This window comes from Leptotrichia massiliensis, from assembly GCF_900104625.1.
Lineage (GTDB): Bacteria > Fusobacteriota > Fusobacteriia > Fusobacteriales > Leptotrichiaceae > Leptotrichia > Leptotrichia massiliensis.
On record NZ_FNVZ01000005.1, the window covers coordinates 1,381,501 to 1,394,478 of the forward strand.

The 12,978-nt window shown below is 31.1% G+C and carries 14 protein-coding genes and 2 tRNA genes; 9 read left to right on the forward strand and 7 right to left on the reverse strand.

Annotated elements, in window-relative coordinates:
- The first annotated feature begins 20 nt into the window (after positions 1 to 20).
- The 8 genes from aroE to BQ5344_RS10625 are packed head-to-tail and all read left to right on the forward strand — an operon-like array spanning position 21 to position 5,009.
- Positions 21 to 836, forward strand: coding sequence for a shikimate dehydrogenase (gene aroE / locus BQ5344_RS10590; RefSeq protein WP_071125283.1), 816 nt, complete (start codon positions 21 to 23; stop codon positions 834 to 836).
- 28 nt (positions 837 to 864) lie between these two features.
- Positions 865 to 1,680 (forward strand): hypothetical protein, encoded by an 816-nt coding sequence (locus tag BQ5344_RS10595; protein WP_071125284.1) that lies wholly within the window; start codon positions 865 to 867, stop codon positions 1,678 to 1,680.
- Positions 1,681 to 1,718: 38 nt separating this feature from the next.
- Positions 1,719 to 2,588, forward strand: coding sequence for a hypothetical protein (locus BQ5344_RS10600; protein ID WP_021770207.1), 870 nt, complete (start codon positions 1,719 to 1,721; stop codon positions 2,586 to 2,588).
- A 23-nt stretch (positions 2,589 to 2,611) separates the two neighbouring features.
- Entirely contained in the window at positions 2,612 to 2,800 is a 189-nt protein-coding gene (locus tag BQ5344_RS10605; RefSeq protein WP_021770206.1) for a DUF4250 domain-containing protein, read from the forward strand.
- 39 nt (positions 2,801 to 2,839) lie between these two features.
- The gene (locus BQ5344_RS10610; protein ID WP_071125285.1) at positions 2,840 to 3,334 is read left to right on the forward strand and encodes a shikimate kinase; all 495 of its coding nucleotides are present in this window, start codon (positions 2,840 to 2,842) and stop codon (positions 3,332 to 3,334) included.
- Between the two features lie 28 nt (positions 3,335 to 3,362).
- Positions 3,363 to 3,803, forward strand: a complete 441-nt coding sequence (gene aroQ, locus BQ5344_RS10615; RefSeq protein WP_021770204.1) for a type II 3-dehydroquinate dehydratase — start codon at positions 3,363 to 3,365, stop codon at positions 3,801 to 3,803.
- Positions 3,804 to 3,845: 42 nt separating this feature from the next.
- The gene (locus BQ5344_RS10620; RefSeq protein ID WP_021770203.1) at positions 3,846 to 4,280 is read left to right on the forward strand and encodes a HutP family protein; all 435 of its coding nucleotides are present in this window, start codon (positions 3,846 to 3,848) and stop codon (positions 4,278 to 4,280) included.
- A gap of 51 nt (positions 4,281 to 4,331) precedes the next feature.
- Positions 4,332 to 5,009 (forward strand): dTMP kinase, encoded by a 678-nt coding sequence (locus tag BQ5344_RS10625; RefSeq protein WP_071125286.1) that lies wholly within the window; start codon positions 4,332 to 4,334, stop codon positions 5,007 to 5,009.
- Positions 5,010 to 5,204: 195 nt separating this feature from the next.
- On the opposite strand, the gene BQ5344_RS10630 is transcribed toward BQ5344_RS10625, so the two are convergent.
- The 7 genes from BQ5344_RS10630 to BQ5344_RS10660 all read right to left on the reverse strand — a co-directional run bounded on the left by BQ5344_RS10630 (position 5,205) and on the right by BQ5344_RS10660 (position 11,812).
- Positions 5,205 to 6,986 carry an oligopeptide ABC transporter substrate-binding protein gene (locus tag BQ5344_RS10630; RefSeq protein ID WP_071125287.1) on the reverse strand — a complete coding sequence of 594 codons (1,782 nt, stop codon included), beginning with the start codon at positions 6,984 to 6,986 and terminating at the stop codon, positions 5,205 to 5,207.
- A gap of 20 nt (positions 6,987 to 7,006) precedes the next feature.
- Positions 7,007 to 7,939, reverse strand: a complete 933-nt coding sequence (locus BQ5344_RS10635; RefSeq protein ID WP_071125288.1) for an ABC transporter permease — start codon at positions 7,937 to 7,939, stop codon at positions 7,007 to 7,009.
- A gap of 11 nt (positions 7,940 to 7,950) precedes the next feature.
- A complete protein-coding gene (gene opp4B, locus BQ5344_RS10640) occupies positions 7,951 to 8,913 on the reverse strand; it encodes an oligopeptide ABC transporter permease (protein ID WP_071125289.1) in 963 nt (320 codons plus the stop codon).
- Positions 8,914 to 8,916: 3 nt separating this feature from the next.
- Positions 8,917 to 9,879: an ATP-binding cassette domain-containing protein gene (locus tag BQ5344_RS10645; protein ID WP_071125290.1), complete on the reverse strand. Its 963-nt coding sequence runs from the start codon at positions 9,877 to 9,879 to the stop codon at positions 8,917 to 8,919.
- A gap of 478 nt (positions 9,880 to 10,357) precedes the next feature.
- Complete coding sequence (locus BQ5344_RS10650; protein ID WP_071125291.1) at positions 10,358 to 11,350, reverse strand: ABC transporter ATP-binding protein; 993 nt, start codon at positions 11,348 to 11,350, stop codon at positions 10,358 to 10,360.
- Positions 11,351 to 11,536: 186 nt separating this feature from the next.
- Positions 11,537 to 11,621, reverse strand: a tRNA-Leu gene (locus BQ5344_RS10655).
- 107 nt (positions 11,622 to 11,728) lie between these two features.
- Positions 11,729 to 11,812: transfer RNA gene (locus BQ5344_RS10660), tRNA-Leu, on the reverse strand.
- A 188-nt stretch (positions 11,813 to 12,000) separates the two neighbouring features.
- On the opposite strand from BQ5344_RS10660, the gene pfkB reads away from it, so the two are divergent.
- Positions 12,001 to 12,918 carry a 1-phosphofructokinase gene (gene pfkB / locus BQ5344_RS10665; protein WP_071125292.1) on the forward strand — a complete coding sequence of 306 codons (918 nt, stop codon included), beginning with the start codon at positions 12,001 to 12,003 and terminating at the stop codon, positions 12,916 to 12,918.
- Positions 12,919 to 12,978 lie beyond the last annotated feature (60 nt).

Below are 12,978 nucleotides of genomic sequence, written 5' to 3' on the forward strand. Positions count from 1 at the left end.
TATGTGGAAAAGAGGAAAATATGGAAAAATATGGATTATTAGGGGAAAAATTGGGACATAGTTATTCAAAAGAAATTCATGAAATCTTTTTTGAGCTGACTGGGAAAAAGGCTATTTATAAAATGATTGAAAGGGAGATTGATGAAATTGAAGAATTACTGGAAAGTGTGAGAAATGGAGAATTTAATGGGATTAATGTTACAATTCCGTATAAACTGGAAGTTATTAAATATTTGGATGAAGTATCAGAAACTGCTAAGAAGATTGGTGCAGTAAACACGATAACATTAAGGGATGGAAAATTGATTGGAGATAACTCTGATTACTTTGGATTTTTGAAAACGCTGGAATTAAATGACATTGATGTGAATGGTAAAAAAGTGCTTGTGCTTGGAACTGGAGGAGCTTCAAAAGCTATTTACGCTGGATTAATTGACAGTGGCGCAGAAAATGTTTATCTTGCTACAATTATTGAAAATGACCCATTTAAAACTAGAACACAGGATAGATTAATTCATTATTCAACAATTTCATCATTACGGGATATTGAATTAATTGTAAACTGTACTCCAGTCGGAATGTATCCAGCTATTGACAATTGTCCTCTTGAGAAAAAAAATTTGATTAATACGAATGCAGTGGTAGACATTGTCTATAACCCAGAAGAAACTGTACTTATGAGAAAGTACAAGTTAAAGGGCATAAAAGTTGCAAATGGACTTACGATGCTTATTTCACAAGCAATAAAGTCTGAAGAAATTTGGCATAATGAAGAATATGGATCAGAAATTTTAAAAGAAATTCATAAAAAATTATCAAAAAAATTATATAAATAAAAGAGAGTTTAGAAGAAAGGAAAATTTGATGTTTAAAAAAATAATATTGGGAATATTAGTTCTTGCAAGTATTAGTTTTGCACGAACAAATAAGGAAATTATTGATGCAGGAAATGAAAGACAGAAAGTGATTTTTGATAAAAATTTTAATTCCTCCAAAGATAAGACGGCTGTTGCAAATTCAACTTATACAGAAGTAATGACAAATTTATATAATGAAAACCGTGCATATTTTGACAAGGAGTTTGCAAGACTTTCGGGAAATCGACGTTCTAACTTTAGAACAATGTATGCATATTATAGCGATTATGTTTTGGAATATCGAAAATTTTTACAAAATGCATTTGGAGCCTTTTTAGCTGATACAGGAGAATTTCAGTCGTATGCCTACACTAATAATTACTTACTTTTGGAAACATTTAACTTAAATATGAATACTTATCTTGAAGCTGAAAAAGATCCAAAAACTGTAGATGAGAATATAAATGCAATTTATGATTATTTATACAGTGCAGGGGATAAAATTGATAAAGAAGAGTACAAAAAAATGGCATCTAGTAAAATGCAGACAATTGTAGATGAAGAATACGACAAACTGGAAAGACTACTGGATGTAAGAGGAACTGAAGGAAAAGAAATGAAAAAGGCTGCAGCTGCTTCAAAATCAAGCCTAAAAAAACTTAGAAAATTGTATAATAACTATGACAAATGGTTTGATGATTATATTAACACTTCTTCATTGTCGTATGGCAATAAGGAAAAATTGAAAAAAATAGTAAAATTTGAAAATATATCAAATATTAAATTTATAATTCAATCAATTGAAAAAAAAGAAGAAAAATAAATTAATAAATAAAAAGTTAAAAATCGGAAGGAGCCAAAATGAGTGAAAAAAACTTTAACAACAATGAAGATGTTAAAAATGTAAGTGAGGAAAAAGATGAGAAAGTTTATACTTTAGAAAATCCAATAGAGGAAGAAAACAAAATCTTGAAGGATCGAAAATACATAAACTTAGCTGATAAAACTAAACATCTTGACTTATCTGTTTATAATGAACTTGACGATTTTGCTGCGGAAGTGCTAAATTCAGATAATTTTTTGAAATACGTAGAAGCTAGAAGAGAATATTTATTCGAGCCTGAAGAAACTGTAAAAAAATATTTTGGTGAAGAATTTCTGAGTGATGAAAACAGTGAAAATAAAATTGCTACTTTTTCAGACTTTTATTACCAATATTTAATAAAATATTCTGACAGCTATTTTTACAAATTTATGGCAAAAGGCTATACTGAAGGATTTAGAAACTTACTTATAAAAAAAGGTATAAATCCTGATGATTTAAATATAAATTGGGAAAGTATCCGTTCAAAAGAGCTGGAATATGATGAATCTCTTGTTGATATTTTGTACTCAATTGTAAATTATGAGCTAGAACACCGTGGACATATCATCTTTGGAATAAATATGGGTTATGAGTCAACATTGTATTTCATCGTTCCTGAAAAAGCATTTTTCAGAATAGACAATGAACCACAATTATTTACAATTTTTGATATTGGATTTTTGGAAACAATTTATAATGAAGTTTACGAAGTTGTTGGAAATCTAGGTACAGAAAATGTAAGAATTGGAGATTTTTTGGAAAAACGTGGAAATGAATATTATACTTTATTTTCAGATACAAGTAAAAATGTTATAATTGAAAATATTGATGAAAATGACGAATCGAAAGTGAAAATAATTTTGTAAAATTATAAAAATTAGGAGAAAAAATGATAAATTTTGAGACACAAGATATAATGCTGCTTTATAGCCTTATAAATATGAAATTACGAGATGAATTTTTAGATTTGAATGATTTGATAAATTATTACGGCGTTGATAAAGATTGGCTTCTAAACAAATTTAGTGAAGCTGGTTATGAGTATGTAGAAAGCGAAAATCAGTTTAAAAGAATGTAATTTTGAAAACAAAAAACATAAAGAAAAGGTAAGTAGTTTATGAAAAATATTGTATTAATTGGAATGCCTGCCTGCGGAAAAAGTACAATTGGATATTGGCTATCCAAAAAAATTGGTTATCCACTTTTGGATACAGATAAATATTTGGAAGAAAAGGAAAATCGTATTATTTCAGACATTTTCTCAAATGAGGGGGAAGAATATTTTCGAAATCTTGAAACTAAATATTTGAAGGAATTATCGGAAAAAGAAGGTCTTATAATTTCAACAGGCGGTGGAGCCGTTAAAAAGAAAGAAAATATTGATATTTTGAAAAAAAATGGAATTGTAATATTTCTAAATAGGGAAATTAATGATATTTCTAAAGAAAACCATAAACATCGCCCTCTTTTACAAGATATTAATAATATTCAGAAATTATACGATGAAAGAATAGACTTGTATAAAAAATATTCGGATATTATTATAAAAAATAATGATGATATGAGTATAATTGTTGATAGAATAATTACTGCTTTAAGAGGAAAACTTTAAAATAAAAAATAAGGATGGCAAATAAAAAATGAAAAAAATAATGATTATAAATGGTCCTAACTTAAACTTTTTGGGAATTAGAGAAAAGGATATTTATGGAAATGATGATTATGAAAGTATTTGCAGCTATATAAAAGATAAATTTTCTGATAAAAAAGTAAGAATAGATATTTTGCAATCAAATTCTGAAGGAAAAATTATTGATTTTTTACAGTCAGCATATTTCAGAAACTTTGATGGAATTGTAATAAATCCTGGAGCTTATACTCATTACAGCTATGCAATTTTTGATGCAATAAAATCAATATTAATTCCAACTGTAGAAGTACATTTAAGTAATATTCACGAAAGAGAAGCTTTTAGAAAAACTTCAGTTACAGCACCTGCTTGTATTGCCCAGATTTATGGTAAAGGTAAGGAAGGATATGTAGAAGCTGTGGAATTGCTAATAAATGAAAAAACTAAATGATTAATTTAAATAAAAAAATATATCTTTAAGGAGATTCCAAAAATGGAAGAAAATAATAAAAGTGTAGAAATATGCAGAACAGCATTAAAAATGGCGATTTCTTCAAGAGATGAAGAAAAAAAATTAATGCAAGACTACAGAAAAATTGGGATAAAAACTGCTGCTGTAAATGTTGGTGGTGCAATGCCTCAGTCTCGTTTTAAATTTATTGAAAGTGCATTAATAGCAGCAAAACGAAATAATCTGATTCAGGATGTGCATGCTCACGATGGTGCAGTAATTGGTGCAATGCGAGAGGCAATGAGTCAAATTGAAGCGATTATAAATGGGCTTAGTGTCGGCGGGAAAATTGGACTGGCAAGAGAAGGGGAACATCTGGCTGTAGCAATATTTTTGAGTGTAGGAATATTACAGTTTAATGAAGTAATAACTTCTGTTGCTCATCGTTCTGTTTCAATACTAGACAATGAAAAATAAAATTTATAAAATAAAAATACAGTTAAATATAAATAAACAAGGAAATTAAAAATGGGAAAATTAATAATTATTGAAGGTACAGATGGAAGTGGAAAACAAACACAAACAGAATTACTATGCAAGAAATTAAAAGAAATAAAAGGTGAAAATAATGTAAAAAAAATATCCTTTCCAAATTATGAAAGCAGGGCCTCTGAACCAGTAAAAATGTATCTTGCAGGTGAATTTGGAAAAACGGCTGAAAGTGTGAATGCTTACGCGGCTTCCGTGCTTTATTCAGTTGATAGATTCGCTTCGTTTAAGACAGAATGGGAAGAATTTTACAATAATGGTGGAATTGTAATTAGTGATAGATACACTATTTCAAATATGATTCATCAAATTCCGAAAATTCTAGAAAAATCTGAACGTGAAAAATATTTGGATTGGTTAATAGATTTGGAATGGAGTAAAATTCAAATACCAAAACCAGATATTGTATTTTTTCTAGACATTCCTTTTGAATTTAGTCAAAAACTTATGAAAGATAGAGAAAATAAAATAACTGGTGAAAAAGAGAAAGATATTCATGAAAAGGACAAAAATTATTTGAAAAATGCATATAAAGTTGCTAAAGATTTATCAGAAAAATACTGCTGGAATGTAATTTCATGTGTTAATAAAGACAATTTGAGAACAATAGAAGATATAAATGATGAAATGCTGGAAGTAGTATTGAAAAATATATAATTTTGATTTTATTTACACATTGTTTTAACCTATCTCTAAACCACAATAAAACATCTCAAAATCAAACCAAATTTTAAATTTTTATATTATATTTTCAAGTAAGGGCATAGTTATTATCATGCCCTTACATTTTTTATTATTTATTTTATTTTTATTTATAAAAGAAAATAAAGTTATATAAAATCCTGTAAAAAACTATCTCATTGGAGTAATAGCCGTTAATTCCCACTTATGAATGCCCTCATCTTTTTTTGATGAATCATATCCAATATAAACATTTTTTAATCTTTTATTTACTGGATAAAGTTTATATCTGTACATTAATGGAACTTCTACGGCTTGTCCAATATAGTATTTTTGCCAGTTTTTGTATGCTTCTACTTTATAATTTGGAACTGTTAATGATTTTTCTCCTAATATTTCACCTATTAGCCTGTCATTTTCTTCTGATGCAAAACGAGAAAAGTTAAGCTGGGATTTTCTTCCTGCTGATCCAGTTGGATCTAGACTTGTTCCAACTCCCCAAGCTCCAAAGAATACATCTATATCTTTAGAATCTCCTTGCACTTTTTCATAAAAATTCTGGAAAGCTAGCAATCTTCCTGATGTAAGAACTGCTTTTATTCCTATTTTTTTCCAGCTTTGAATGTAGTTTTGAGCAAGTGGTTCTGCTACATCGCCTCCTGCCATAAATGCCATCTTTATTTCAAAGGGCTTTCCATTTTTATCTTCACGGATTCCATCTCCATTTACATCCTTGTATCCCGCTTCATCCAGCAGCTGTTTTGCTTTTTCAGGATTATACGGATAACCTTTCAAGTCCTTTGGAAAATATTTCTTAAAAACAGGAGGAATTGATGAAGTTGCTTCCTGTCTTAACCCAAAATAAAATGCCTGTGCTATTTCCTCAACATTTATCGCATACACAAGAGCTTGACGTAATCTTAAATCCGACATCTTGGCATTTGGATCTGTCACATTTTCTCCTTTTGCTTTGTCATAATGCCCCAATTTAAAGGCCAAATACGAATAATACAAATCCTGTTGTCCTAATGTTTCTATATTTTTAAAATCTTTATAATTATTGTAAAGAGAATCAGGCATGCTCATTACAAAATCATATTTCCCAGCTTTTAATGCCGCCACTATAGATTGTGAATTTACTACTTGCACTATTGCCTTTTCAATTTTTGGCTTTCCTTTGTAATAATAAGGATTTGCTGTAAATTCTAGACTTTCTCCACGTGAAACTTTTGTTAAATTATATGGTCCCAATGTTACTGGTTTCATTCTAATTTTATCCGATGAAATCAATTCTTTTATTGGAATTCCTTTCAAATAGTGTTTTGGTAGTGCATTTCCAACCAGTCCGTTTGCAACTGTATAAATACTTTGTCCCAGCTGCAAAAATGAAATTTCCACTGTTTTATCATCTATTTTTTTTATACCTGAAATATTTGGGGCTTTCCCATCGTGATATTCCTTCATTCCAACAATCTTTTGACTTTCTTCAGTATATCGAACTCCTGTATAATCTTTATGTCCTACAATTTCATAGGGAAAAATAATGTCATCAGCAGTCAGAGGCTGTCCATCAGACCACTTCACACCATCTTTTATTTTTATTGTAGCTTTTTTATTTTTTGCATCAACTGTAAGAGTAGTCACTCCTGTATCTGTTATTTCAAAATTTTCATCCACTTCAAATATACCCGAGCTTAAAAACATTGAGATAATCTCACCATCGTAACCATCAGAATAAAATGTTTCATTAAAAACTCCAACCAACGGATCATCCTTTACTAACGCCACTTGTAAAGTCCCACCTTCTATCGCAGGCTCATTATTTGAGGTTTTTTCTGGAAACAATGATAAATTCAGTTTTGCACCTGGCATTTCGCTTCTCTTTTTACCTGGATTACACGAAACTACAAATATTAATACAAGAAACGTGATTATTAATTTCCATTTTTTCATACTGTTCTCCTTTTTTAGTTTTATCCTCTTCTCTGTTTTGCGTCAGCCGCTCTGTTTAAAGCCTGTCCGACATAATTAATACATAGCATCATAATTAAAATCAATATTGACGCTGGAAGCCAAATCCATAATTTTGTTGACAATACTTCCGGATCTGCTGCATAACCAACCAAAGTCCCAAGGCTCGGAGTAGAAAGCGGTAATCCAAAGCCAAGAAAACTAAGCCCTGTTTCAATTCCAATATTTCCAGCAAATCCTAATGTCAATTCCACAATTATAATTGAACTCAAGTTAGGCAATATTTCCCTGAAGATTATCGTAAAATCCTTTGTCCCCATAGTCTTTGAAGCCAAAATATAATCTTTCTGACTTTCAGCAAGTGCCTTACTTCTAATCAGCCTTGCTGCTCCAACCCAGTAAAATGCACTCATTATCAGCACAAAAGTTGCTATAGTGTACTTTGGAACAATAGTAACAAACACAATAATGATCATAAGTGTAGACAAAATCGTAATAAAATCGATAACTCTCATAATTACATTATCCACCCATTTTCCATAATATCCTGCAATCAAACCAAAAAATATCCCAATTCCTGATGTCAAAATTGTTATTGTAAAACCAATAATAATCGAGTTTCTAGCACCTAGTATCAGTTGCCCCAATATTGAACGCCCACCAGAATCAGAACCTAGCCAAAATCCCTCTTTCATAGGAATAGCATATTTATCCAGAAGGCTTATTTTCATAATTTCCTCCTGATTTGCAAAAAGCGATCCAATAAAAATTATTCCAAAAAGAATTACAAGAATAATAAGCGAAGCAAGTGCCAATTTATCTTTTAAAATCTCCCTCACAATAACACTAATTCCAGTCGGCTTGCTGCTTTTCTTAATTTCATCAAAATTTTCTGCTTTTTCATTATTTTTCTTTAAAATTTCATTATTAGACATTTTTTCACCACCTACTCTATTCTAATTCTAGGATCAACAATGCTAAGAATAATATCTGAAAGCAAACTTCCAAGCAATGTTAAAAATCCAAACAGCAGTATTAATGCTGTTACAACGCTGTAATCTCGTGTTATAATTGAATTTACAAACAGTCCTCCCATTCCAGGATAACTGAATATTTTTTCAATAAAAATCGAACCTCCCAGAAGCCCTGTTATCGAATAACCAAAAAACGCCGCAATTGGTAAAATCGAATTTCTAAAAATGTGTCTTGAATAAACTTTATTTTTAGGTACTCCTTTACTTTTCGCCGTTTTCACATAATCCAGATTCTTAGCGTCAATTACTTCATTTCTCAAATACTGCACAATCCAAGTTGTTCCCAGCAATGCATACGTAATTGCAGGCAATATAATGTGATAAATCCTGTCCAAAATATGCCCAAAAGTGCCCGTACTAAGTCCAGCTGTCACCGATCCAGTTGTTGGAAACCATCCAAGCGTATATCCAAAAAACCAAATCATTATAAGCGAAAGCACAAAAGTCGGAATCGCATAGCTTACATAATTATAAAATGTGACAAATTTATCAAGAAATGAGTTCTGATAACGTCCAGCAAGTATTCCAAGCGGTATTGCAATACAATATGTCAAAATAAGGCTAAGCAACGACAAAATAAATGTGTTTACTGCCCGTTCTCCAATAAGCGTCTTTACAGGAACATTATAAGTGTAGCTCATTCCCAAATTTCCAGAAACGGCATTTTTTAGCCATCTTACATACTGAATATGCCAAGGATCCAGCAACCCTGCCTTTCTTCGCAATTCTTCAAGTGCTGTAGGATCAGTCTGTGGTGTAATCAGTCCTGTAAACGGATCTCCCGGCATAAGCTTTGCCAAAATAAAGATTAATAGGCTAAGTATAAATAGTTGCGGTATCATAACCAAAATTCTTCGTAAAACTGTTTTCCACATTAATTATTTTCCCCCTTTTCCGTTATTTTGCATTATTTCATCTTTAATAGCGACAAAATGGGTATCTGTTAATTTTTTTAAATCAAATACACGCCCATTTTCATCATAATATTTTTTTTCATTTTTCAAATATTCCTTTTCAATTTCTAATCGTCTTTTTTTATTTTCTAGCCTTTTTTCAGGATGTACTTCTGGAATTGCAGCAATTAGCCGTTTTGTGTAAAAATGTTCAGGATTTTTATAAATATCATTTTTTATCCCAGTTTCCACAAATCTTCCACGATACATTATAAACATATAATCGCACATATGCTTTACAACTCCCAGATCGTGAGAAATAAAAAGATAACTTAGCCCAAACTGCTCCTGAATGTCCTTCATATAATTCAAAACTTGTGCCTGAACCGATAAATCAAGTGCTGACACAGGCTCATCTGCTATAATCAATTTAGGCTTAGTTGCAACAGCCCGTGCAATTCCCAGCCTCTGTCTCTGTCCTCCAGAAAATTCATGTGGATATTTATAAATATCTTCTCTATTAATCCCTACAATTTCCAGCAGTTCTGACACCTTCCTCTTTTCCTCATCTGAAGTCAAATTCTCAAAATTTCTCAAAGGCTCAGAAATCAAGTCAATCACTCTCTTCTTAGGGTTTAAGCTAGACAGCGAATCTTGAAAAATCATCTGCACGTTTCTATTGTATTCACTCCTTCTATTCCGAAACTTCCTATCAATTTCCTTACCTTCGTAAATTATCTTTCCACTTTTTATCTTCTCAAGCCCAATTATCGCTTTTCCAATCGTAGACTTTCCAGACCCCGACTCCCCCACAAGTCCATAAGTCTTCCCTTCTTCAATAGTCAAACTGACACCATCCACAGCATACACATGGTCAATTACCTTATTGAAAAAGCCCCCACGAATAGGATAATGAACCTTCAAGTCTTTCACTTCAATAAAACTCATATTTTTGTTTATTCCTTCCTTCCAAAATATTCAATAACTCAAATTCTAAATTAAAACTATAATTTCTCATTTTGATTTTAATTTATTTTAATTAATAATTATTTTATCTATAATTTTTATTTTTATAAAGCAAGGGAAATCAATCACCATTTCCCTTTATTTCATAATAATAGTTATTTTAGCATAGTTTCTATTTTCTAATGGGATTTAGTATTAAATTACTTTGTTTAATAATAGTTCTTACTATTTTTAATATGTTTTTTTCTTTTTTCGCAGGATTGCTCATTGCCGCAAATCCTGCACCTATGGCTAGACTACGACTTTTATTTGCCCAACTCCGAAACTCCTCCTTATAGTCGTCAAACAGTCGTAGTTGAACAAATAAAAGCTCCGTCGATTTATTATTTGTTGAAAAATTTTATACTAAATTTACTATTTAAGAGATGAAAATATAAATTAATCTTTCCAATAGATTGATTTATTTTTCAAAATGAAAATTTTTCCAGCAAGTACATCTCACAAAATGCTCTTTTTCCACTTCATGCAATGTCGGATTTTTTTCGTGTTCACTTTCCTTTATCCATGGAATTCTTTGAGAAAAACGACAACCTGTTCTCTCTAATTTGGTTAGCGATGGAACAATTCCTTGAATTACGTGTAATTTTTCTGTTTCTGTGTCAAGTTGCGGAATTGAATTTAGCAGAGATCTTGTGTAGGGATGTTTTGGATTATTGAACAAATCATTTACGTTTGCGATTTCTACAATTTCTCCAGCATACATTACTGCCACTCTGTCCGCCATTTCGGCAACGACACCCAAATCATGTGTAATCAGTATAATCCCAGCATTTATTTCACTTTGCAAAGTTTTTAATAAATCCAGTATTTGTGCCTGTATTGTAACGTCCAATGCTGTTGTCGGCTCATCGGCTATAATAATTTCGGGCTTGCAGGAAAGTGCTATTGCGATCATTACTCTTTGACGCATTCCTCCAGATAATTCGTGCGGAAATTGCCTTGCTACACGTTTTGGATTTTTTATTCCTACATTCTCTAGTAATTCCAGCATTCTGGCTTCTCTTTCTGTTTTGGACAATTTTGTATGATAAATCATTCCTTCATCAATTTGTTCTCCTATTCTCATAAGTGGATTTAAAGCTGATAGAGGATCCTGAAATATCATCCCAATTTTATTTCCTCTAATTTTATTGTATTGTTCTTCATCAATTTCTACCAAGTTTTTCCCTTCAAAATTGATTTCCCCTGTCAATTTTGTGTTAATCGGATTATGCAGTCCAATAATAGAAGTTGCAAGCGTACTTTTTCCACATCCTGACTCCCCCACTATCGCAAGTATCTCATTTCTTCTAAGTTCCAGCGAAATATTATCCACAGCGGGAAAATATTCATCTTTTATCCGAAAACTTGTAACAAGATTATTAATTTTTATCAATGTTTCAGTTTGCTCCATACTTTTCTCCTTATGTAAAATTTTAATTAAAAAATTTATGTTTTTATAATATTGATAACATTGTAGCACAGATTTAAACATTTTACCTTATAATTTCCAAAAAATTCACATAATAATTTTTACGATCATAAAAAATAAAACCACAGCTAACTGTAATAACTGTGATTTTTTTAATATATTTATTAGTGGTGCGAGTGACGGGAGTCGAACCCGTACGGCTACTGCCACTACCCTCTGAAAATAGCATGTCTACCAATTTCATCACACTCGCAGTATTTCTATTTTATAATTAACTTAATAAAAAATTATTGAAAAAAATATCAACCTTTAGAAGTGCTGATATTACTGAACTAACCCACTGTTTTGTGTGGGGTTTTATGGTGCGAATGATGGGACTTGAACCCATACGGCTACTGCCACTACCCCCTCAAGATAGCGTGTCTACCATTCCACCACACTCGCATAATTTTATTTCATCTTATAGATAAAAAATTAATTTACTTTTTCAACAACCAAATTTATTATACATAGAAATTTCTAAATTGTCAATCAGAAAAAATAAACAATTAATTAATTAATTAATTTGACATTTTAAGTCTCAAATGATATAAATAAATGGGAAATAATGTTTAATTTTAAGGAGGAAAATTATGATTTACACATTGACATTGAATCCAGCATTGGATTATGACATGTATCTGAAAAATGACTTACAGGCTGAACATCTGAATCTTGCACATGAAGTCAATTACAGAGCTGGTGGAAAAGGAATTAATGTTTCAAAAGTATTGAAAAATCTGGATGTGGAATCTACAGCAATCGGCTTTGTGGCTGGATTTGTTGGAGATTTTATTATTAGAGATTTGCAAAAAGATAACATTAAATCTGAATTTGTGGAACTTGAAGGAAATACTAGAATTAATGTAAAAGTTAATGGTAACGACAAGGAAACCGAACTTACAGGAGTTTCACCAGAAATTACATCTGAAAAATTGCAGGAACTAACTAGCAAAATTTCTGATTTGAAAGATGGAGATATTCTTGTACTTTCAGGAAGCATCCCTGCTTCAGTTAGCAGTAAAATTTACAAAGAATTATCGGAAAATATAAAAGCCAATGTGGAAATTGTTCTTGACACAAGAGGAAACTTACTGCAGGATAACATTCACAACAACCTTTTTGTAAAACCAAACATTCATGAACTAAGGGAAATGTTTAACGAAAAATTGGAAACAAAAGCTGAAATTGTGGAAAAATGTAAATTCTTTTTGGACAAAGGTGTAAAAAATGTTATTCTTTCCAGAGGTGGCGAAGGTGCATTACTTGTAAACAAAGACTTTGTACTGGAAGCATCTGTTCCAAAAGGACAGTTAATTAACTCAATCGGAGCGGGAGACTCTATGGTTGCAGGATTTATTGCTGGATTTGTAAAAGGGCTTTCTCCAGAAGATTCATTTAGGCTGGCAGTTGCTTCGGGAAGTGCAACAGCTTATTCATATGGACTTGCAGAAAAAGATTTAGTAAATAAATTATACAGCGAAATTGAAATTACAAAAGAAACTTTCTAAAATAAACTTAAATCAATAAAAATCAAATTTCAATTTGAGTAAAATAATGATGATTTTTGA